Raw genomic sequence first — 21,252 nt, forward strand, 5'->3', positions numbered from 1 at the left:
TTTTTATTTATATTTCCGGTGCATAATGAGTCCATAAACAATATGCAGGACCCCAAATCCTATGGCCCAGAAGACCAGTCCCCACCCCAGGAAAAACAGGGAAAACAATCCTAATACAATCTGGCAGTATCCTAGATATTTGACATCCGTCAAAGTATATTTTTCAGCATTCACGAGTGCCAGGCCATAAAAAATAAGGGTTGTAGGGGCAATCCATACAAATAGGTGGTGGAAAAGTAAGGCTAAACAAAAGACTCCGCCGGTTATCAAAGGAATCATAAAAGTGGCTAACAGACGTTTTGTGGTGGCATCCCATATTTTAAGTCCTTTCTTTCTGCTTTTATGGGCAGTAAAAATATATCCGCTAAGGACAGCAACAACAAGAATAACTACTCCTGTCAGGACCAGTTCCCATACCAAGGCCGGAGCAAAGAAATTCCGTCCACCTTCAAAATAATCTATTCCTTCTCTTTTTAGTACAAAATAGACATATGTGGCTCCTATAAGTGCTGCAAGACCGGCGACAACCCCGGAAAGTCCACTCAAAGAAATGAATCTGGAAGACCGCTCCATCATGGAACGGATATGGGATAAATCTTCGTGATAATTTTTTGTATCCATAAAAGAACTTTGAAATACAAAGTTAAAATTAATTTTTAATCTGCAAAACTTTTTTTGTCAAAAAATCAATGAAAGGTTAATAAGGCTAAAATTCTTGTTTTATACCCGTAAAAATCATTAATTCGCATTCATCAGGGTCAAGTGCTGACCGTAAAAAACAATAACCGAAAACTAAAACTATGAGAAAAATAATATCTCTTTTGCTTCTGCTGCCGTTAGGTTTTACGGCGCAAACCCTTCCTTATATGGATACCTCCTTTAATGGTTATGGTCGGGTAAATCTTAGTATCTGGAATAATAACTACATTGGATGTACGGCTGTTCAACCAGACAAAAAGGTATTGATAGGAGGATCTACGCATATGAATGATCCTATTACAAAGTCTTCGCCCTTAATTGCCCGGTATAATGAAAACGGCACTCCAGATCCTACCTTTGGGATCAACGGCTTACTCTATGATGTGAATGGTCCGGGAGGAAGTATTTCTGATATAAAGATACTATCTGACGGAAAAATGATCATCGCAGGAGCCTGGGGCTATTCAGCATTTATTGGCAGATTACTTCCGGATGGAACTTTCGATAATAGTTTCGGTACCCAGGGTAAAACAAATGTCAGTAGTATAACCGTCAGAAAGATAGAAATATTACAGGACGGGAGTATTGTTGGATTCGCCATTAGTGACTGGAGTGCAAAACTCATCAAGATGAATTCCGATGGTCAAATTGACACTACATTCGGGGTAGCAGGGGAATCAGCTATCAATATTGGGTTTACCAAGATCATTGGTAATGCGATGACGAGACAACCGGACGGAAAGATCATCGTTGGTGGAGCAGCGGTTTCAAATTCAAGCTATCCGGAAACCAACCAGCTTTTTTTAGCACGCTATCATTCAAATGGAACAAAAGATACCAGCTTTGGAAATAACGGACTTCTTCTGTACAGTCAAGATGCAAGAGAAGTCCGTGACATTGCTTTTACCGCTTCCGGAAAAATTTTGGTCCTTGGTGAGAAACCTTATGCATCCACCACAAGTATTGGTCCTACCTCAATGTTTTATCTTCTCCAGTTCAATATTGACGGAACATTGGACACGATGTTTAACAACACAGGCTCGGTACCTTTTGGATATAATTATTACTCCTCTATTAAAATAGATTCACAAAACAAGATTTACGTTAGCGGGTCCAACTTCACATACAACAATTATTATCATTTTAAAAGAATTATGCGTTTAAATGAGGACGGATCGTTTGATACGACCTTTGGAACAAATGGCAGATATGACACCACGTCAAGAGTATATCCTTCGGAGTATAAATCGCTGAATACGATGAGCTTTGCGCCTGACGGAAAGATGGTTGTAGCGGGTCATGCTAATCTACCTAATTTCACCATGTTTGCTCTTCGTTTGGGAATTTCACAGGTCAACTTATCAGTTTCAGATGTATCTGCGGATGTGGAAAATATATCAGTGTACCCCAATCCTACACAGGACTATTTCCTGGTGAAATCAAAAGATGATGTTCTGACATTAGAATTAACGAACAATTTAGGCCAGAATATTTTCAAAAGTGAAAAAACAACGAAATTAGAGGTCTATAGTATTCCGGCAGGAAATTATTTCCTGAAAGTGAAAACCGCCAAAGAAGAAAAAACATTTAAGGTGATCAAAAAATAAAATACCGTGTGAAATACTAAAGCCGCTGAACATTTCAGCGGCTTTAGTATTAAAACAAATAAGCTTTATTTTGCTCTCAACCTTTCTTTGATTGCTCCGATATTCTTCTTTGCAGAGTCTTCCAGAATAAGACTGGCACTCATATGGATTCTTGCAGGCATCAGTTCACTGAAGTGATCTGTTCCTTCCCATGAAACTTTTTTAATCAATGCTAAAGCTTCACTGCTTCTGGAGGCCAATGTCTGCATAAACTTTTCTAGTTTCTGATCCATTTCCTGAATATTGTCTGATACGGAATGATAAATATTGTGCTGCTCTGCCCAATCTGCCGATCTGAAATCTGCATCGATAGCCATCGCGGAAAACTGAGATTTTCCAATCTTTCTTTCTACATAAGGTCCGATTACAAAAGGTCCGATTCCTAAGTTAATTTCCGTAAGCGCTAACGCGGAATCTTTTGTAGCAAAGCAGTAATCAGCACCGCATGCAATACCTACTCCCCCGCCAGTTGTTTTTCCCTGAACTCTTACCACAACAATCTTTCCGCAGTTTCTCATGGCATTTAAAACCTTAGCAAAACCACCAAAGAACTTAGTTGAAGCGTCTAATTCTTCAATAGCCAAAAGTTCATCAAAGCTTGCCCCTGCACAAAATGCTTTTTCACCTTCACTTTTCACTAAAATGGCTTTTACCTCATTCTTGGCTCCTTCTTCCAAAATAGTTTGAGCCAGTTTTTCCAGTATCGCTCCGGGAAGAGAATTACTTTTAGGAGTTCCGAATGTAATTTCGGCAATATTATTTTTAATTTCTGATGCTACAAATTCGTTCATTTTTATTTTTATTGGATTCTTACAAAAATACGAAATACAGCGCTTTCAGAGAATAATAAAGGTGATAATTTCTATCTCTTTCAGCTTTTTGAAACTCATAGTCCGTAGAAATACGGAGTATTCAATTTGGTATTTTCTACTCTAGTACCCGGCTTTTATTAATCGTTCCTTTGACCTCAACAATCAACGACTACAGGCAATCTCCGAAAAACCTGTAAAAACAAAAAAACTAACTAAAAAATTAATACTATGGAAGAATATATTGGAATTGTCAAGTTATTTGCCGGGAATTTTGCACCGAAAGGCTGGATGTTCTGTGACGGAAGTTTATTGAGAATCTCGCAAAACAGCGCTTTATTTTCTATTCTAGGAACCACCTATGGCGGAGACGGCATCACCACTTTTGCCTTGCCTAATCTGAAAGGACGTATGGCTTTGGGAGCTGGAAATGTAAATGCCAATGAGTATTATCCTTTGGGAATAGTTTCGGGAACTACTCAAAACACACTTCTCTCATCAAACCTTCCTAGCATCGCAGGTGGTTTTCAACTGAAAGTCGCGAACAAAAATGCCAATACATCCACTCCTACAGCAGCTTCATCTATTGCTATTTCGGGAAACCAGATCGGAAGGGACTTTACTGCTGTTCCAAGTTTTGTGAACAACGCCAATCCTGACACCATGATTAACGGACAGAGTATTTCTTTTACCGGACAAAATTTGCCGGTGAACAATATGCCTCCTTACCTGGGATTAAATTACATCATCTGTGTAGAGGGGATCTATCCTCCGCGAAGCTAATTCATACCATAACCACTATTTAAAATAAAAATCATGAAAAGCACTACTTTTTTTACCATCTGTAGTCTGCTCATTTCAATTTTTTCATTCGGGCAGACGAGTACAGAGCAATTTGAAACAGAATCACACGGAAGCGCTAGTTTCACTGACAACGGCGTGATCTTTAATATTATTTCCCATGTGGGAACGTTTGATATCCAGGCGAATTATCCAGCGACAGGCTGGAATGGAATGACTACAGACAACAGGTATATTGATAATTCAAACGACCAGTCGTTCCCTCCTTCATTCAGTATCAGAACCACTTCCAATTTGTTTAAAGTAAACCGGTTCTGGGTCTACCTTTCGGCCCTTAATCTTGACCTGAACGTAACTGGAACTCTTACAATTACCGGTAAATTGAACGGTGTCACTAAATTTACCCAAACAAAAATGACTGGATTTGTAACGTCCATCACTCCCACTAACGGATATACACTGATCGATCTGACGAATCTCAATGGCCAGAATTACTCAAACATTGTTATTGATGAGCTGCAAATCACCGCAAACGGAGGATTCAGATATATGGGGTTTGATGCATTCACATGGGTAAAAGACAGTAATATTGTTCTGGGCACCGCTGAAACTGCAACCGCCTCAAAAGAAATGGGTATTTATCCCAATCCGACCCATGGTCCCCTTTCTATTAAAACAGGGAAAGCTGTGGAGGTACATATTTACAGCCAGGAAGGTAAACTCCTGAAGAGTATTCAAACCCAAAAAGGAATCAACGAAGTAAATATTTCAGAATTTCCAAAAGGTATGTATTATATTAAAACGCCTTCAGAATCCACAAAGATTATTAAAAATTAAGTCAGAAGTATCCCCTCAATACTTATTCCCACAAAGATTCTAATTCATAAATGATCCATCCCTTGGTTTTACAATCAAGGGATCTTTTTTATCTGGTCCATTTATGCAGATGTTCTATTCGTCCGTTTCTCTTCAATAAAGACTGAAATCTCAGCTTCAGCAAAATGTTGCGGCCTTCAATGGTTCTGGTAAAAACCAGTTCTGATCTTCCAAGCATTTGATCCCAGCTTTTCTTAAAAAATTCTGCATTTTTTTTATTTTTCGCAAAAATTTCAGGAACAGGGTAATAAAGATCTTTTTTAAGGAAGAAAAAACTTCTTTTATGCTTCAGTAAATATCTGGGGTTATCAATCTGAGAAACGAGTTCCTGTAGGGTTTGTATAAATTGAGCATTTTCATACCGGCTTCCACCTTTCAGATAGCAAAATGCATGTTGATCTTTATCTGAAGAGCTTACTATGCTGAGTTTTTCAAAAGAGGTCCGGATTACTTTTTCATGTACAAGACCGTGCAGAACAACCTTGGCAAGTGAGTGAACCTGCCTGGCCATATCTTTGCACCTGACATAAAGTTTTACGGATCGGTACAGTTTCCCACCATATAGTATAACACCTGCAATTCCGAAAAGCGATAGGAATACCGATAATGTTTTTACAGAATTGATAGACCTTATATTCCTCAATACTCCCCACAAAAGATCCTGCCCAAATAATAATACAGAAGATATGATAACTTTGGTGGTATCTGCTGTCATTCTGCTTAGATAGTCCATTTTCATTTCTCTCATGGCAGTCATATTATTCTGGGGAATTTCAATTTCTTCCACCAGAATATTCCCCTGATCCAAAGCAGTTTTCCATCTTTGGGCTAGTTTGTCCCTATTTTTTGCCAGCTCAAAGAATGACTTGTTTACAGCTGATACCTCATCTATATTTTCTATGATTCCTGAATGGAGCCTTTCAAAATTATTCTCAATGGAAGGAACATCATTATTTGAAATGCCCACAAATGTTTTGAATCTTCTTTTCATGATGTTCAAATCATGTCCTCCATCTGCATCCTGGGAGTTGAAGCACACCAGATGCCATATATTTCCCGTTTTACCGGCATGGTCTTTATCTGTTCTTATCACCCTTCCTCTGATCTGGTTAGAAAGGACAAAAGAACTTACAAAGCTTGCCAAAATTAAGGCGTTCATCTTTGGGGCATCCCAGCCTTCTCCCAACAGAGACTTTGTACCAATCATAATGTGAATTTCCCCGTTCTGAAAAACTGTTGTCATGATCTCTACAATAGCTTGTCTGATCTGATCGGTAAGGTTGATGAGCAAATATTTTTCATCATACGGGAGCGGAGCCATCGAGATCCCATATAGGCTTTTTCCCGCACAGCATTCATCAAAGCTATCTTTCGCACTGACAGGGATAATAACAAGACTGCCTGTAAGAACTGCTATTTTTTTATGTTGAGAATTATCTCTTCTCAATTTTTCAAATATGGGGACAGCTCCTATTTTATCAAGATGTAAATAATTCTCAGTTCCATTACTCAGATATTCTTTCTTGATATAATCGGTAAGAATGACCATTCTGAGGCTTTCCTTAAGAACAGAAAATTCAAAATCTGCAATTTCCTGTATTCCCTGAAGCTTTCCAATACTGGAATTCAGGATCTGATTTAAATTTTTACTATGAAAAAAACTTAAAGTTTTTTTTTCGATAAACCCATTTCTTTTGAGCCTGTTGCGCAGACCTGTTCGGTGCTCTTCATATTCTTTAAAATTAATATCATCTATGAGAAGATAAAAATCAAGAAGCTCTTCCATCCAGAAATAGTCAAATTCAGGTATATACCTTTGCTGGTCACCAATGATTTCAAAATGAACATCCGGGATCTCGTGTCCTCTGAAATTGAGGTATACCAAACCTGAAGTATAGGAGGATATGTTTTCGTAGATCCAATCCAGATGCTGCATTGGCTTTTGATAAACCGGATGCCCTAGGATCGCAAGCTGAATAATAGGATCGTTTTTGAGTTCTTCAAAGAAACCGGCGGCCTGCGCGTAATAGTATTCAATTTCTTTCTGTTCTTCCTGTGATGGCAGACTAAAATAAACCAGATCCTGATGGGGACAAAGGTCACCTTCTATCATCAGTTCTGGTACAGAGATTTCCGCATCGATAGGTCCATTCAATTGGATATATTTCTGCCACTCATATCCCGAAACGTCAAAAGGTGGTGTTGCGGTAAGGGATACAACGGTAGGCCCAATTCTGTCCTTCAAATCTATTAAACTTCGCCACCACGCATTTTTTAAGTGATGAGCCTCATCAAGGATCAGGGTTCCTACATTTTTCTTCTCTAGTTTCTTTATAATCTCTGAGATTGTAATTTTTGATGATTTCTTTGTTGTTTCCTCTTCTTCGTCATCTGTACCGGCCGCAGCATGAATCCCCTGATAAGTCGTCACGGTTATTATCCCAGGGTTTTTAATATCCGACGAAATCCATTCGGGAACGGTATTCGTATCTAGGAAAAGCTCACAAAACCGTTGTATCCATTGGTTTTTAATAGCAAGTGTTGGGGTGACAATCAGTGCGGGTTTACCTAATCTAAGCATCACTTCGAGCCCAAGTACCGTTTTTCCCGATCCAGGCGGCGCCGAAACGTGCAGATGATTATTCGTTAGATACTCATCCAGATTATCCAGAAATTTTTTTTGGTATGTTCGCCAGTTGTATTTGAAGATTGCGTTTTCAGGAAAAACATTCATAAGCCTAATTTAATAAAAAACAAGATGACCAAAGCTATGCAAGCCTATGGTATTAAACAGTCTTATTTTTCAATGCTAAAATATATTTGTCTATATAAAGCTGTTTTTCCTTCGATTTGTATTGCTGAATATACCTCGGATGCTCCAGGACGGTCATAGTATCAAACATTTTGACTTCCTTGTTCAGCTTTGTAATAAAGTCAGCATTCTTTTTTCCCAGGATAAATACCTCTGAGGTATCCAGATTAAGACTGATATGTTTTTTTAAAGATTCAATCATAAAGCCTTTCACAGCCTCAAAAACTTCTTTATCATCATAATAATTGGCATTGAGCCAACCGTTCTTTGTTCGTCTTACAATGGCCAGTGGAAATGGAGAATTGATATAAATATCCTTATAAAATAGTTCTGCTCCTCCATACTCTTCAATCATATCATACATGAAAACGGAAGAAACTTCATGGGTACGGGCAGACTCCATTTTTATTCCACAAATGCTTTCCAGTCTTTTGGTATCAGTAAACGGAACTCCTGTTACCCCTGCTCCATGACGGCTTGGATTGATCCCTATCATGAATTTTCTCTGAGATGAATCATCATAGTATTTGTGATAAAACTTCTGCATCACCACCATGGTTTCCGGGTTATCCATATAAGGGTTAAGAACCAGAAAGCCATCAGGCAGATTGCCTGGGTAGCTCAGGTTTTTATTGAACTCGATCACTTTATCAGCAAAAGTTTTATTCATTTTTCTTTAATTCTTTATCTTAAATAAAAAGTTCAAATTAGAGGTAAAGGTAATTAATTTCTTCTTGCTCACTTTGGTCACCTTGACAAGGTTTAGAACCTTGTCAAGGTGACCAAAGTGAGTTAAAACACTTCACCAAAATCAACCGCCTTCTGATGCGACCGTATAAAATTTTCTCGGGTATCAAATAATTTAATAACCTCATCTCTTTTCAATAAAGTTTTTGAATTACCTAAAATGGATTGATAAGACGAATAATTATATTTCGAAAATTCACGCATGATGGAATGGTGCAGTGGGTTTTGGTGAATGTACACGATCACATTAGTTAAATATGTATCCGAGGTAATTAATTTTCTCTTAAAGGGAGATTCAATAAGCGCGCCATGTCTTTTATATTCTTTATTAAAAGCTTGGGAATAAGAATTGAAAATTCGGGCAAATTGTTTTGAGAAAATTTTTTGTGGAGAATGAAGACCTGCTACGGCTTTGTCAGGTTTATCAAGATACTGAACCTTAGCAAGGCTATCCAATTCCAAATCAGATTTTATTTTTACTAAAAGATGAAAGTGATTGGACATCAGGCAATATGCATATACATCACAGACAGGAATAAGAAATTCAGACACTTTATTGAGAAAGAAATAATAATTACGGTCTGATCTAAAAATATTTTCTCCGTTAATACCACGATTGTAAATATGATAAAAACGATCCGCTTCAATTGAAGTAGTTCTGATATCCGACATCTTTGTGTTTTTAAGTTATCTTTAAAGATAAAAAAAACCGGAAAACCGTGAAAACCGTGTCAAGGTTTAAAACCTTGACACGGTTTCGGTTTTGGTTTTGCATCAGATCAGTCCAAACTGTTCAAAGTGATGGGTAAAATGTTTTTTGTGCATCAATTCCCACATCTCCTTGTTGAGTTTTCCAAATACAAAGTTCATATGTTCTGCCTGTGGATTTTCTTTGTAATAGATTGCAAAGCGCTTCAGGTTCTCAATGAATGACTGTTTGGCAGCTTCCAGATTCTTGTGGGTCAGTTCCGGAAGTGAACCATCCTGTGGTAAAAACGGAGCCGTAAATTCTTTTGGCATTGCTCTATGGTTATATAATGAATCCTGCCATTTTTCAAGATGTTCATCCGGAGTGAAGCATTTTTCTGCCTCAGGCTCGCCCAAACTTACCAGTAAAGCTTGCTCAAGATGCTCAATCATTTGCTGTGGAGACATTTTCCCCCAAAGCGCAGGAGTACTTTCCGTTAATCCATTTAACATTTTCTGAACATTTTTCACATTCAGATCAATGAAAGGAGATTGTTTTGCCACCAATGTTAAAATCGTAGCAACGCAAACGACCTCATCTCTTTGATTAATTACTTCAACCAGCCATTTCACAACACCGGAAGGAATGTTTCTTCCCTTTACGCCTCTGTTGATCTTTTCTTTTGCAGTTAAGTACACTGTGATGGTATCACCGGCGTACACAGGTTTGAAGAAACTGCATTCTTCCAGCCCATAATTGGCAATAACCGGTCCTTTTTTACCAGAAACGAATAGTCCTGCTGCGGCTGAAAGGATAAAATATCCGTGAGCAACTGTTTTATCGAAGATCGTTCCAGATAAACTTGTTGCATCAGTGTGAGCATAGAAATGATCCCAAGATACATTGGAGAAGTTTACAATATCTGCATCGGTAACCGTTCTACCTGCTGTTTCTAAAGAATCTCCAACCTCAACTTCCTCAAAATATTTCTGGAAAGGATGCTTATCTGAGAATTTCTTCTCCGCCCCTTGCTGATAAATTTTAGTAATAGCTTTCAATACATCAGGAGATCCCTGAATAGCTGTTTTTTGTAAGAAAAAATGAAGTCCGCTCAAGCCTCCCATTTCTTCTCCACCTCCTGCTCTACCAGGCCCTCCATGCATCAATGTTGGAAGTGGCGAACCGTGTCCTGTACTTTCTTTAGCATTGTCTCTGTTGAGCACAAAGATTCTTCCATGTTGAGAAGCCATTTTCCAGGAGGTTTCTGCAATGAAGTTTTCATCGTGAGAAACAATAGATCCTACTAAACTTCCTTTTCCTCTTTTTGCCAGGGCAGCGGCTTCTTCAGCATCTTTATACGGCATTAATGTAGATACCGGTCCGAAAGCTTCTACATCGTGAGAGATATTTTTCTCGAAAGGACTGTCATTAAGGAATAATTTCGGGCTCATAAATGCTCCGTTTTCATAGTCTGCATCTACAAGTTCGTGTTTCCCGTCATATATAAGCTCTGTTTCTGCTTTTAACAGGTCTACTTTTTTCAGAACTTCTTCATATTGCTGCCTTCCCACCAAAGACCCCATTTTGGTTTCTCTGCTTAATGGGTTTCCGATTTTAGTCTGATCCAAAGCTTTAGATAAAGCATTCTGAACGTCACCGATTAAATGTTCCGGAACGATAATTCTTCTGATCGCGGTACATTTCTGTCCTGCTTTTGTAGTCATTTCGTTACGAACTTCTTTGATGAATAAGTCAAATTCTGGAGTTCCCGGTTTTGCTTCCAGTCCAAGGATAGAACAGTTCAGGGAATCTGCTTCCATATTGAAACGAACGGCATTTCCTGCAATAGAAGGAAGAGATTTTAATTTTCTACCTGTATGGGCAGAACCTGTAAACAATACAGAATCTCCATCCTGTACATAATCCAAAATATTTCCTGGCTCTCCGCAAACTAACTGAACTGCTCCTTCAGGTAATACTCCACTTTCAATCATATCCTGAAATACTGCGTTGGTAAGATAAGATCCGAAAGGAGATGGCTTCACAATAGAAGGAACACCTGCCAATAAGGAAGTAGAAAGCTTTTCCAACATTCCCCACACCGGAAAGTTATAGGCATTGATCTGTACAGAAACACCTTCACTAGGCGTTAGAATATGAGTTCCCAGGAAAGTTCCGTTAGCTGAAATTTTCTGAGTATCCCCATCTACCCAGAACGAAGTATTGGGAAGCATTCTTTTTGCCAATCCGGAATAGGTAAAGAAAGTTCCAAAGCCTCCTTCAATATCCACCCATGAATCCACATGGGTAGCTCCTGTTTTATATGATAAGTCGTAATATTTTTTCTTTCTTTCCAGCAGATAAAGTGCTACTTTTTTCAACATTTCCCCACGGTCATAGAACGTCATGGAAGAAAGGTTTTTATAGCCTACTGTTCTTCCATACTCCAGGGCCTGCTCAAAATTAAGCCCTTCCGTATCAGAAACAGCCACCTGTTCACCGGTAACGGCATTGTATAAAGGAACTCCGCTTCCGGTACCTTCTACCCATTCTCCGTAGATATAGTTTTTTAACTTTTCCATATAGTTTTTACTTTTTACTTAAATTATTTTAATAAACTTACCTAAACCTTATAGGTCTTAAAAACCTATAAGGTTTGAACCTGTAATCAGTTTTTCAGATAAAAATTACTTGGGCTCCTGATATGGGAACAATTTCACCAAGCCTTCGTACAGACTCCTGTGAAGAATCGTTGCGTGATTGTCTGTTTCCATCATTTTATATTCTAATGTCCAGTTTTTCTTTCCTGCTTTGTTTAAAGCATCATAGAAAGCTTCAGCATCTTTTATCATTACAGGATGTTCTCCTTTTCCTACGGAAACATAAACAAATTTTTTATTATCTGCAGATTTAGAAAGTAATTCAGGGGCCTGCTTTAAGAGACTTTCATCATCCCACCATAAACTCGGGCTGATGATGAAATAATTGTTAAACATTTCCGGTTTTTTCAAAAGAATTTCTGTTGCCAAAAGCCCTCCTAAAGATTGACCGAACAGATATTTCTCTGTTGTTTTAAACTGACTTTCCACATAAGGCTTCAATTCTTTTTCAAAAAAAGTGATAAACTTATCAGAATGTCCTGTTGTAGGATAATCTTTCTGTAAATCCTTCAAGTCTGTATGAAAGGTAAAATCTCTCTTTCTATCTATATTCGCTATTCCAACCACAATGGTTTCCGGCATGGAATACATCTGATTAAAAAACTGCACCAATCCCGAAACATGAATAAAATCTTCATTTATGCTTCCATCTAAAAGATAGATGATTGGGTACGCTTTTGATTTATCAAAATTTTGAGGAAGATAGATGTTTAATGTTCTTTCTTCATTCAATGTTTTAGACCTAATAGTCCTCACTTCTCCTATCGTAAGTGGTTTTGTAGTAACAGTCTGTGCTGAAACCATATAATTAACCGCAAACATTATGCTCCATACAAGAGCAATTTTCTTAATCATATTTAATTTTTATCTTCAAGTTTAGTTTTAAAAATTTTTATTCTAAATCCATAAAATCATATTCTACATTAGAAACATGATATTTGATAAAATCTTCTACTGTATCGAAATATTCCATCAAATGCATTCTCTCTACCTTACTGGGTTTAGTTAAATTGACATAAGCGCTATATGATGTATATTTCCATTGGTTAATATCATTTACAAAACCATGATTTACGGGATTGTTGTGAATATAATGTAATACCTTTAATAAATATTTTTCATCCTGAACCTTTTTCCTCTTTATTGTATTAAGAAAAAGAGCACCTTTCCTATTGTATTTTTTGTTATAAGCTTTAGCGTAAGCATTCAATAAATCACTGAAGGGCTTCATTAGAAATGAATGTTCCCTTTCATTATCAACACCATCAAAATTTTTAAACCTCAATAATATGTGAAAGTGATTTGGTAATAGGCAATAAGCATATATATCTGCTATTGGAATAATGTATTTATCAATCTTTTCCATAAAAAAATGATAATTTGAAGCCTCACGAAAAATAATTTCTTCCCCATTTACATGAGAAAAGATGTGATAGATTCCTTCGAATTCAAAGCTTTCTGTATTAACCATTTTTTAATTTGATATCTACTCTGTTAAACCTAACAGGTTTCTAAAACCTGTTAGGTTTAGATCACAATATATTTATTTCACATCATCCCAGATACTGTAATCTACAATTTTTGTTGGAGTTTGCTGAACATACTCTGTAAATGGCTCACAAGGCAGAATGGCTTCTTTACCTTCTCTAGCCAGTTCCTGATACAGTTTTGTTCCTTCTGTTTTCCAATGAATCATTTCATCAGAAACATCACGAATAACTTTTGCAGGGCTTCCTACAATCAGTTTTCTGGGTTCACATCTGAAGTTGGCAGGAACAAAAGCTAAAGCACCGACAATACTTTCGTCACCGATATAAGCTTTGTCCATCACCACAGAATTCATTCCGATCAAACAGTTTTTTCCGATATGCCCTGAGTGAATAATTGCTCCATGCCCGATATGGGCAGATTCTTCCAAAATGGTTTCTATATTCGGGAAAACATGAAGCGTACAGTTCTCCTGTACATTGGCTCCGTCTTTGATAATAATTTTTCCCCAGTCGCCACGGACAACCGCGTTAGGACCTATATAGACTTCTTCACCAATTTCCACATTACCAATAATTACAGCCTGTGGATGAATATAGGCAGAAGGCTTTATAATGGGACGGATTCCGTGATATGAGTAGATGTTCATATTTTTTAATTTGAGAATTTGAGAATGAGTTAATTTGAAAATTAATAATGTCGCCAAACATGTTCAACTTCTCAAATTATTACATTTTCAAATTGATTTATACTTTTTCAATGATCATTGCATAACCTTGTCCAACACCAATACAAAGGGTACATAATGCATATTTTTTATCCTGCTTCTGAAGTTCCATGGCTGCAGAACCAATAATTCTTGCTCCTGAAACTCCCAGTGGGTGACCAATGGCGATAGCTCCACCATTTGGATTTATTCTTGCATCATCATCCTGTAGACCTAAGCTTCTTGTTACGGCTAAAGCCTGTGCAGCAAAAGCTTCATTTAGCTCAATGATATCCATATCCTCAAGAGATAGATCTAATCTTTTTAATAACTTCTGAGTAGCTTCTACAGGTCCGATTCCCATAATTCTAGGCTCGACTCCTGCTACAGAAGATCCTAAAATTTTAGCTTTTGGTTTTAATCCGTATTTTTTTACAGCTTCTTCGCTGGCTAAGATCAAAGCTGCGGCACCATCATTCATACCTGAAGCATTTCCGGCAGTTACTGTTCCTTCTTTTCTGAAAGCTGGGCGAAGTTTTCCTAATCCTTCCATGGAAGAAGTTGGTTTAATAAACTCGTCTTTTTCAAAAATAATTGGATCTCCTTTTCTCTGTGGAATTTCAACTTTTACAATTTCTTCAGCCAATCTTCCGCTTTCCTGTGCTTTGGTAGCTTTTTGCTGAGACCACAGGGCAAATTTGTCCTGATCTTCTCTGTTGATCTGGTGCATGTCTGCAAGATTTTCTGCAGTTTCACCCATACCATCAACGCCATACATTTCTTTCATTTTGGGATTGATAAATCTCCATCCGAAAGTGGTATCATACATCTGACTGTCTCTTCCATAAGCAGCACTTGGTTTGGACAATACATAAGGAGAGCGCGTCATATGCTCCACTCCACCCGCAATATAAATTTCGCCTTCACCAGCTGCAATAGAACGGAAAGCATTGGCTACTGCAGACATTCCTGAAGCGCACAGTCTATTTACCGTCTCACCTCCAATTTTATATGGAAGCCCAGCCAACAAAAGTCCCATTCTGGCCACGTTTCTGTTATCTTCCCCAGCCTGATTCGCACATCCGAAGATCACATCTTCAATTTCCTCCACAGGAACCTGTGGGTTTCTTGCTACTACCTCTTTGATAACAATAGCTGCCAAATCATCTGCTCTTACTTCTGATAAACCTCCCTGTAGTTTTGAAATGGGAGTTCGGACATAGTCTATGATGTATACGTTATTCATTATTTTATAATTTAACCATGTGTCAGTTTAGCAACATAAGAATGAATTTTTCTATTTTGTTGATAACCTGTACATTTCATTTAGGTATATTAACTTTATTGCTTTGTAATTTTTAATTTTGTTTCTGATATTACTTCAGTGTTGGATTTCTTTCGCTTCTATCCTCTCTTTTTTGACATCATCTAGTGTATATATTCTATAAATAAAGGCTTCTCCATAAAGGCTTTTAGCATATTCTTCCATCGTATTGGGAAAACCGGCTTCTTTTCTTCTCTTATTTACATTTACCGGATCTTTTATTGGCCAGATATATTGTGTTTCATATGCTTTTCCGTTTTCTTCCCAGAACTTTCCACTTCCCTGTGTTCCGTAGATCTGCTCCAGACCAGTCTGCATAAGATATCGATCCTCCATCATCGCCACCCAGGTAAATGGAATTTCCTTCTTTTTTCCGGCATCTTTAATCAGTGGCAGATATTTTCCAATTTTAGCGGAATGCTGAATAACATACCATGCTGCTTTATTTGTAGGCTCTCCCACAAGTGTTTTTCCCGGATAGCCATATTGAGAAATAATCTTTTCAACTTTCATCATATTCAGGCTATCTCGCTCCACGACCAACTGCCAGCTTTTCTTTTTGAATTCTTCTTTATCAATATTCAAATCTTTCAACAGCTGCTCTTTTTTCTCTGGAGTTATCCCATCAAAAAGCATTCTGTATCCCTGATCCATCTTCATGACTTCATCAAGTTCTTTTTTCAAAGTCTCATTTACTTTCTGTTGTGCATTCATCAGGAAAGTTGAAATCGCCAAAAGCAAGGCAATTATTTTTCTCATTTTGTTTAATCTGGTTCTGGTATTCGTTTTTTATAAGTCGGTTACTTTTTTTCCTATTTTGTAGACTGTTCCTACAAATTTCGCGATCAGCTCCTGATCTTGATTAGTAATCTTAATGTCATAAACAGCTGTCTTTCTGGTATCGTTCACCAAGATGCTTTCTGCTCTGAAAACATCCCCTTCTTTTCCTGCTTTCGTAAAATTAATGATACAGTTTAAAGCTACGGCAGCATCTCCTGTATTGTTGGAAGAAAAAGCCAGTGCTGAATCTGCAAAGGCAAAAGTAACTCCACCATGCACCGTTCTAAGCCCATTAATCATATCTTTCTTGATGGGCATTTCTATTAAACAGTAATTTTCTTTCACTTCAATCATTTTGATATTCATCCATTGGGAAAAATAATCCTGATTGAACATATAATCTGCAACTTGTCTTGGATTCATTTCTACTCTTCTTTTGTTATTTCTTCATACAATTCATCTGATAACCTATCATAAATACTCATCGTTTTACCTAAAATCACCTGCTCGTATGAAAGGTGGATATCGGAATTGTCAGAGCTGTCTTCTGCTTCATACATTGCGGTTAAATCAATTCCACTTTCATTGGCTAGTCTTTTGATCAGCTCTTTATATTTTTCATTAAACTTTCCTAACAGCTCGAGCCTTTGCTCACCATTGACAGAGGAGGCCTCCTGAGTCAGATACTCTTTCTCAATTAAAAGCCTTGTTTCCAGTTCTGCTCTGAATTCTTCTATAATCATACTATTAATTTGAAAATTAAATAAATTTGAGAATTTGAAAATGAAAATCTCTTATAATCAATTTTCAAATTGGTACATTTACAAATTATCTAATCAATTTTACGAAGCAAAGGACTTTGTCGGTACCTTTCCTCCTGATATTCGCTGTAAAGATTCTGCAGGGTTTCGGAAATTTTTGAATACCCGATTTCCTGTCCCCAACCTAATAATCCCTTTGGATAATTTACTCCTTTCTGCATAGCTAGTTCAATGTCTTCATCATTAGCAACACCTAATCTTTTGGCTTCAACCGCCTCGTTGATCAGCATGGAAATGATTCTTAAAAAGATCTGCTGATAAAGAGCATCATCTTTCTTTGCTTCCGGTTTTACAGCACCTTCACTATAGTCATAAAAGCCTTTTCCTGTTTTTCTGCCATGAAGTTTAGCTTCGGACATTCTCTGTTGAAGTAAAGAAGGCTTATATTTCGGATCGTAGAAATAATCTTTGTAAACGGTTGTTGTCACTGCAAAGTTCACATCTACTCCAATAAGATCCATTAATTCAAAAGGTCCCATTTTGAAATTTCCTAAGGTTTTCATTGCGTCATCCACCTGTGCCGGTGTTGCAATATTTTCTTCAACAATTCTTAATGCTTCACCATAGTATGGACGGGCAATTCTGTTGACAATAAACCCAGGAATATCTTTAGCGATAACAGGCGTTTTACCCCAATCTTTCATGAGGTTGTATATTTTTTCTGCTAACGTTTTTTCTGTTAATAAAGAGGGAATTACTTCCACTAAAGGCATCAACGGAGCCGGATTGAAAAAGTGTATTCCGATGAAACGCTCCGGTTTCTTTAATTCTGCACCCAGAGAGGTGATAGAAATGGATGATGTATTGGTACCGATGATACAGTTTTCTGAAACATAGGTTTCGAGTTCTGTAAAAACCTTGGTTTTAATATCTTTGTTTTCAATGATCGCTTCGATAACCAAATCAGAATCTCTTAAGTCCTGCAAGACTTCTCCTTTAGAAATATTATTTCTGATTTCAATGGCTTTTTCATGAGAAATCTTACCTTTTTCCGATAATTTCTGAAGCGTTTTTTCTAAGCCCGAAAGCGCTTTATCTATTTGTGGAGCATTAGCATCGAATAAAACGACTTTGCATCCTGCGGTTGCAGCCACCTGAGCAATTCCAACGCCCATGGTCCCTGCACCAATAATTCCAATATTCATAGTTTTAATTTGAAAATTTGAGAATGAGTTAATTTGAAAATTATTTAATTTTTGATGTTGAAATAATTTTAGAGAGAATTAATATAATTTCTTTTAAGTTTTTACATAAATTCTCATTCGGAGAACTCAGGAATGGTGATTGTAAACACAATAAAAGCCAGTACTCAGTTTCATCTGCTTCTTTAGCCGCAATTTTTATTTTATGAATAAAATCAGCCTTACTCTCAGCATTTTGAGCCTCTCTTACGTTGGCACCAATTGAAGTTCCGGATTTAAAAATTTGATTAGCAAGCGGAAATCTGTTTGCTTTATACAGGAGCTCAGAAAATTCAATAATATCTAATGCAAATACAAAGGTTTTCTTTACAATAATATTTTCTCTATCGTCTCTCATTTTCAAATTCTCAAATTAACCCATTTTCAAATTGATTTATTTTCCTTTATAATCAGGTTTTCTTTTTTGTAAAAAGGCATTTACGCCTTCTATGAAGTCTTCTGTTTCTGCAGCTTCCTGTTGAAGATCTCCTTCCAGTTCCAGCTGTTCTTTTAATGTATTGGTATACGATTGGGCAAAAGCTTTTTTAGTCAGCTTAAGAGCTGCTGTTGGCATATTGGCCATTCTCTCAAGAATTTCCATTGATTTTGGAGCAAAGTCTGCATCATTGAATACTTCTGCAACGAGACCATAAGATTTGGATTCTTCAGCAGATAATTTTTTACCGGTGAACGCAAGATAATTCGCTAACTGTCTACCTAAAAGCTTCGGTAAGAAATAAGTTCCTCCCGTATCAGGAATCAAACCAATATTTGAAAAAGCCTGAGCAAAATAAGCTTTTTCATGAGCCAGAACAAAGTCACAGATCAGCGCAAGCATCGCCCCGGCACCTACTGCAGGACCGTTGACCAATGCAATTACCGGTTTTTTGCAACGGGTAACTTCCATTACCAATGGATTGTAGTAGTCTACCACAATTTTTCTTATAATATCCTGATCATGGTGATCTTTACCTACCGCAAAAGCTTCTTCAAGGTTTTGGCCTGAACAAAAAGCTCTGCCTCTTCCGGAAATAGCAACACATCTTACATTTTCATCCTCACTGCATTCTTTAATGAAATCTTTCAGGTCTCCTAAAGATGGCTTTGTAAGAGCGTTCATTGTTTCAGGCTGATTTAGGTAGGCGATTTTAAGCTTCCCGTCGAAATGTGATTCAATATCCAGTTGTGTATACATAGTTTTGATTTTTATGATTTTATTCCCCTAATTTAGTTATAATGCAACAATCTACGGTCTAACATTGTAACAATTATAATGCAGTGCCAAACAAATTGGTAAACTGATACATTGTCATGGTGTTACCCTAATCATTAGTGGCATTTAAAATAATCAAAAGGTTCCAGACAGTCTAAGCACTGATAAGAGGCCTTACACAAGGTAGACCCGAATCTGCTGATCTGTTTGGTGTGTTCAGAACCACAGCGTGGACATTTCTTCGGCTTCCCAATATGATGTTCATCTGCTCCTTTTTCAGGCGGTGTAATTCCGAAAGCACGAAGTTTTTCTCTCGCTTCATCTGTCAGCCAATCTGTTGTCCATATTGGAAACATTTTGGTAACTACTTTAGCTTCCCATCCGTTTTCTTTCATGATCTTCATGATATCTTCTTCGATGGTAAACATTGCCGGACAAGCAGAATACGTAGGAGTAATTGTCACTTCACAAGAATTATCACCTGTGATTTGTGCTCCTCTTACAATACCCAACTCCACAATGTTTATCACCGGAATTTCCGGATCGGGAACTAATTCTAATATTTCTAAAGGATTTTTCAATCTCTTATTATTTTGCTTCTAAACATTAATAAAACAGTAACTAAAACAAGATCTGTAACAATCAATATTTTATTTTGTTTTATATCCTGACATAAATTTCTGTTGGTGATATTCGAAATACAATCTCCAGGATTACTGGTTTCATATTTTAAACTAACTTGTGTATTAATTATTCCAAAGTAAAATATTGGAATTAAAACAATCAATACAATCATCAGTATTTGAAAATATCTCTTCTTCAACCTGCAATTTCTTACCAAGTACACCCAGGATACGCTCTCTGCATATACTGAAGCTCACAAAGGATAAATCCAAAGTATTCCGTATGATATCCTGTTCTTGATTTCGGCTGCATAAACGAATTGGCTGGATACTCTAATCCGAAATCCTGAAAATCCTTTTCTGTAATAGCCACAAATTCGTTGTAGAGCTCATCGGCATTAGGCGCAATATTTAAGGCAACAAGATCATCTTCACCTTCGGTTTTAGCAAACAGTCCCTTTGTATATTCCCAGATATTTTCAATGGCTTTTACCAGGCGCTCATGACTTTCTTCGGTTCCCTGAGCAAAGATTTTCATCCACGATGCAGCGTGGGTATAGTGATACCTTACTTCTTTTAAAGACTTTTGAGCAATAGCCGAAAGTTCTTCATCGGCAGAGTTTGATAACGCCTCATACATCAGTTTCTGATACACAGCTAAAACATACACTTTTAGAATTGTGTGTGCATAATCTTCATTGGGAAGCTCTGTCCAGTGTGCGTTTAGATATTCGTGTTCGTATCTTAAGAAGGCGATATCATCTTCGCTTTTACCATTATCAATAACTCTTGAAGCATACACATAAAAGTTATTAGCCTGGCCAAGTTCATCCAAAGCGATATTCGTTAATGCAATATCTTCCTCTAAATAAGGACCTTCACCGCACCATGCAGACAAACGCTGTCCCATAATGAAACTGTCATCTGCTAGTTTTAATAAATAATTATATAATGGGTTCATTATTTTTTAATTTGAAAATTTGAGAATGAGTTAATTTGAAAATTTTAAAAACTGTTTAACAGTACTTCCAAATTACCACATTTTCAAATTGAATTAATCTACATATTTTTTACGTCGTTTGGAATCTCGTAGAAAGTTGGGTGACGGTATAGTTTGTCATCAGCAGGATCAAAGAAAGCTTCTTTATCCACCCCTTCTGAAGTCACAATATATTTACTTGGAACAACCCAAACAGAGGTTCCTTCTTTTCTTCTTGTATACACGTCTCTTGCGTTCTGTAAAGCCATTTCTGCTGTTGGCGCCTGTACAATTCCAACGTGTTTGTGAGATAATCCCGGTTTAGTCTGAATAAACACTTCCCACATATCTAAATTTGCCATAATTAATTTGAAAATTTGAAAATTGGTTAATTTGAAA

Annotated in this window: 22 protein-coding genes; 3 read left to right on the forward strand and 19 right to left on the reverse strand. The window is 37.2% G+C overall.

Annotated elements, in window-relative coordinates; translation table 11 throughout:
• Window positions 1-3 precede the first annotated feature (3 nt).
• Complete coding sequence (locus DRF67_RS14925) at window positions 4-621, reverse strand: hypothetical protein (RefSeq protein ID WP_115929099.1); 618 nt, start codon at window positions 619-621, stop codon at window positions 4-6.
• Between the two features lie 179 nt (window positions 622-800).
• Between DRF67_RS14925 and DRF67_RS14930 the strand changes: the two genes are divergently transcribed.
• The gene (locus DRF67_RS14930) at window positions 801-2,306 is read left to right on the forward strand and encodes a T9SS type A sorting domain-containing protein (protein WP_115929100.1); all 1,506 of its coding nucleotides are present in this window, start codon (window positions 801-803) and stop codon (window positions 2,304-2,306) included.
• A gap of 65 nt (window positions 2,307-2,371) precedes the next feature.
• On the opposite strand, the gene DRF67_RS14935 is transcribed toward DRF67_RS14930, so the two are convergent.
• Window positions 2,372-3,136 carry an enoyl-CoA hydratase/isomerase family protein gene (locus DRF67_RS14935; protein ID WP_115929101.1) on the reverse strand — a complete coding sequence of 255 codons (765 nt, stop codon included), beginning with the start codon at window positions 3,134-3,136 and terminating at the stop codon, window positions 2,372-2,374.
• 249 nt (window positions 3,137-3,385) lie between these two features.
• On the opposite strand from DRF67_RS14935, the gene DRF67_RS14940 reads away from it, so the two are divergent.
• A complete protein-coding gene (locus tag DRF67_RS14940; protein ID WP_115929102.1) occupies window positions 3,386-3,937 on the forward strand; it encodes a phage tail protein in 552 nt (183 codons plus the stop codon).
• A gap of 33 nt (window positions 3,938-3,970) precedes the next feature.
• On the forward strand, window positions 3,971-4,792 hold the full coding sequence (locus DRF67_RS14945) for a T9SS type A sorting domain-containing protein (RefSeq protein WP_115929103.1): 822 nt from the start codon (window positions 3,971-3,973) through the stop codon (window positions 4,790-4,792).
• An 88-nt stretch (window positions 4,793-4,880) separates the two neighbouring features.
• Here the strand turns inward: DRF67_RS14945 and DRF67_RS14950 are convergent, their stop codons facing one another.
• The 17 genes from DRF67_RS14950 to paaB all read right to left on the reverse strand — a co-directional run bounded on the left by DRF67_RS14950 (window position 4,881) and on the right by paaB (window position 21,215).
• Window positions 4,881-7,565, reverse strand: coding sequence for a DEAD/DEAH box helicase family protein (locus DRF67_RS14950; RefSeq protein WP_115929104.1), 2,685 nt, complete (start codon window positions 7,563-7,565; stop codon window positions 4,881-4,883).
• Window positions 7,566-7,617: 52 nt separating this feature from the next.
• A complete protein-coding gene (locus DRF67_RS14955; protein ID WP_115929105.1) occupies window positions 7,618-8,313 on the reverse strand; it encodes an SMUG2 DNA glycosylase family protein in 696 nt (231 codons plus the stop codon).
• A 122-nt stretch (window positions 8,314-8,435) separates the two neighbouring features.
• Complete coding sequence (locus DRF67_RS14960) at window positions 8,436-9,062, reverse strand: transposase (protein WP_115929106.1); 627 nt, start codon at window positions 9,060-9,062, stop codon at window positions 8,436-8,438.
• 102 nt (window positions 9,063-9,164) lie between these two features.
• Window positions 9,165-11,660: a phenylacetic acid degradation bifunctional protein PaaZ gene (gene paaZ, locus DRF67_RS14965; RefSeq protein WP_115929107.1), complete on the reverse strand. Its 2,496-nt coding sequence runs from the start codon at window positions 11,658-11,660 to the stop codon at window positions 9,165-9,167.
• A gap of 105 nt (window positions 11,661-11,765) precedes the next feature.
• Window positions 11,766-12,593, reverse strand: a complete 828-nt coding sequence (locus tag DRF67_RS14970) for an alpha/beta hydrolase (RefSeq protein WP_115929108.1) — start codon at window positions 12,591-12,593, stop codon at window positions 11,766-11,768.
• Between the two features lie 37 nt (window positions 12,594-12,630).
• The gene (locus DRF67_RS14975; protein WP_115929109.1) at window positions 12,631-13,209 is read right to left on the reverse strand and encodes a transposase; all 579 of its coding nucleotides are present in this window, start codon (window positions 13,207-13,209) and stop codon (window positions 12,631-12,633) included.
• A 72-nt stretch (window positions 13,210-13,281) separates the two neighbouring features.
• A complete protein-coding gene (locus DRF67_RS14980) occupies window positions 13,282-13,875 on the reverse strand; it encodes an acyltransferase (RefSeq protein WP_115929161.1) in 594 nt (197 codons plus the stop codon).
• 97 nt (window positions 13,876-13,972) lie between these two features.
• A complete protein-coding gene (pcaF, locus tag DRF67_RS14985) occupies window positions 13,973-15,178 on the reverse strand; it encodes a 3-oxoadipyl-CoA thiolase (protein WP_115929110.1) in 1,206 nt (401 codons plus the stop codon).
• Window positions 15,179-15,313: 135 nt separating this feature from the next.
• Entirely contained in the window at window positions 15,314-16,015 is a 702-nt protein-coding gene (locus DRF67_RS14990) for a DUF6624 domain-containing protein (protein ID WP_115929111.1), read from the reverse strand.
• A gap of 30 nt (window positions 16,016-16,045) precedes the next feature.
• Window positions 16,046-16,459, reverse strand: a complete 414-nt coding sequence (locus DRF67_RS14995) for a PaaI family thioesterase (protein WP_115929112.1) — start codon at window positions 16,457-16,459, stop codon at window positions 16,046-16,048.
• A gap of 2 nt (window positions 16,460-16,461) precedes the next feature.
• A complete protein-coding gene (locus tag DRF67_RS15000) occupies window positions 16,462-16,779 on the reverse strand; it encodes a hypothetical protein (protein WP_115929113.1) in 318 nt (105 codons plus the stop codon).
• 89 nt (window positions 16,780-16,868) lie between these two features.
• Window positions 16,869-18,002 carry a 3-hydroxyacyl-CoA dehydrogenase NAD-binding domain-containing protein gene (locus DRF67_RS15005; RefSeq protein ID WP_115929114.1) on the reverse strand — a complete coding sequence of 378 codons (1,134 nt, stop codon included), beginning with the start codon at window positions 18,000-18,002 and terminating at the stop codon, window positions 16,869-16,871.
• 40 nt (window positions 18,003-18,042) lie between these two features.
• The gene (locus DRF67_RS15010) at window positions 18,043-18,396 is read right to left on the reverse strand and encodes a four helix bundle protein (protein ID WP_115929115.1); all 354 of its coding nucleotides are present in this window, start codon (window positions 18,394-18,396) and stop codon (window positions 18,043-18,045) included.
• 36 nt (window positions 18,397-18,432) lie between these two features.
• Window positions 18,433-19,233 carry an enoyl-CoA hydratase/isomerase family protein gene (locus DRF67_RS15015; RefSeq protein WP_115929116.1) on the reverse strand — a complete coding sequence of 267 codons (801 nt, stop codon included), beginning with the start codon at window positions 19,231-19,233 and terminating at the stop codon, window positions 18,433-18,435.
• Between the two features lie 134 nt (window positions 19,234-19,367).
• Window positions 19,368-19,832, reverse strand: a complete 465-nt coding sequence (gene paaD, locus DRF67_RS15020; RefSeq protein ID WP_089739640.1) for a 1,2-phenylacetyl-CoA epoxidase subunit PaaD — start codon at window positions 19,830-19,832, stop codon at window positions 19,368-19,370.
• Window positions 19,833-20,085: 253 nt separating this feature from the next.
• On the reverse strand, window positions 20,086-20,835 hold the full coding sequence (gene paaC / locus DRF67_RS15030) for a 1,2-phenylacetyl-CoA epoxidase subunit PaaC (RefSeq protein WP_115929118.1): 750 nt from the start codon (window positions 20,833-20,835) through the stop codon (window positions 20,086-20,088).
• A 98-nt stretch (window positions 20,836-20,933) separates the two neighbouring features.
• Window positions 20,934-21,215, reverse strand: a complete 282-nt coding sequence (gene paaB / locus DRF67_RS15035) for a 1,2-phenylacetyl-CoA epoxidase subunit PaaB (RefSeq protein ID WP_002981782.1) — start codon at window positions 21,213-21,215, stop codon at window positions 20,934-20,936.
• Window positions 21,216-21,252: the final 37 nt, after the last annotated feature.

Source organism: Chryseobacterium pennipullorum, from assembly GCF_003384725.1.
In the GTDB taxonomy this organism is placed as follows: Bacteria; Bacteroidota; Bacteroidia; order Flavobacteriales; family Weeksellaceae; genus Chryseobacterium; species Chryseobacterium pennipullorum.

Excerpts from the sequence above, each read along its gene's own strand:
- DRF67_RS14925 (WP_115929099.1), bottom strand. The coding sequence starts at position 621 with ATGGATACAAAAAATTATCACGAAGATTTATCCCATATCCGTTCCATG.
- DRF67_RS14930 (WP_115929100.1), top strand. The coding sequence starts at position 801 with ATGAGAAAAATAATATCTCTTTTGCTTCTGCTGCCGTTAGGTTTTACG.
- DRF67_RS14935 (WP_115929101.1), bottom strand. The coding sequence starts at position 3,136 with ATGAACGAATTTGTAGCATCAGAAATTAAAAATAATATTGCCGAAATT.
- DRF67_RS14940 (WP_115929102.1), top strand. The coding sequence starts at position 3,386 with ATGGAAGAATATATTGGAATTGTCAAGTTATTTGCCGGGAATTTTGCA.
- DRF67_RS14945 (WP_115929103.1), top strand. The coding sequence starts at position 3,971 with ATGAAAAGCACTACTTTTTTTACCATCTGTAGTCTGCTCATTTCAATT.
- DRF67_RS14950 (WP_115929104.1), bottom strand. The coding sequence starts at position 7,565 with ATGAATGTTTTTCCTGAAAACGCAATCTTCAAATACAACTGGCGAACA.
- DRF67_RS14955 (WP_115929105.1), bottom strand. The coding sequence starts at position 8,313 with ATGAATAAAACTTTTGCTGATAAAGTGATCGAGTTCAATAAAAACCTG.
- DRF67_RS14960 (WP_115929106.1), bottom strand. The coding sequence starts at position 9,062 with ATGTCGGATATCAGAACTACTTCAATTGAAGCGGATCGTTTTTATCAT.
- paaZ (WP_115929107.1), bottom strand. The coding sequence starts at position 11,660 with ATGGAAAAGTTAAAAAACTATATCTACGGAGAATGGGTAGAAGGTACC.
- DRF67_RS14970 (WP_115929108.1), bottom strand. The coding sequence starts at position 12,593 with ATGATTAAGAAAATTGCTCTTGTATGGAGCATAATGTTTGCGGTTAAT.
- DRF67_RS14975 (WP_115929109.1), bottom strand. The coding sequence starts at position 13,209 with ATGGTTAATACAGAAAGCTTTGAATTCGAAGGAATCTATCACATCTTT.
- DRF67_RS14980 (WP_115929161.1), bottom strand. The coding sequence starts at position 13,875 with ATGAACATCTACTCATATCACGGAATCCGTCCCATTATAAAGCCTTCT.
- pcaF (WP_115929110.1), bottom strand. The coding sequence starts at position 15,178 with ATGAATAACGTATACATCATAGACTATGTCCGAACTCCCATTTCAAAA.
- DRF67_RS14990 (WP_115929111.1), bottom strand. The coding sequence starts at position 16,015 with ATGAGAAAAATAATTGCCTTGCTTTTGGCGATTTCAACTTTCCTGATG.
- DRF67_RS14995 (WP_115929112.1), bottom strand. The coding sequence starts at position 16,459 with ATGAATCCAAGACAAGTTGCAGATTATATGTTCAATCAGGATTATTTT.
- DRF67_RS15000 (WP_115929113.1), bottom strand. The coding sequence starts at position 16,779 with ATGATTATAGAAGAATTCAGAGCAGAACTGGAAACAAGGCTTTTAATT.
- DRF67_RS15005 (WP_115929114.1), bottom strand. The coding sequence starts at position 18,002 with ATGAATATTGGAATTATTGGTGCAGGGACCATGGGCGTTGGAATTGCT.
- DRF67_RS15010 (WP_115929115.1), bottom strand. The coding sequence starts at position 18,396 with ATGAGAGACGATAGAGAAAATATTATTGTAAAGAAAACCTTTGTATTT.
- DRF67_RS15015 (WP_115929116.1), bottom strand. The coding sequence starts at position 19,233 with ATGTATACACAACTGGATATTGAATCACATTTCGACGGGAAGCTTAAA.
- paaC (WP_115929118.1), bottom strand. The coding sequence starts at position 20,835 with ATGAACCCATTATATAATTATTTATTAAAACTAGCAGATGACAGTTTC.
- paaB (WP_002981782.1), bottom strand. The coding sequence starts at position 21,215 with ATGGCAAATTTAGATATGTGGGAAGTGTTTATTCAGACTAAACCGGGA.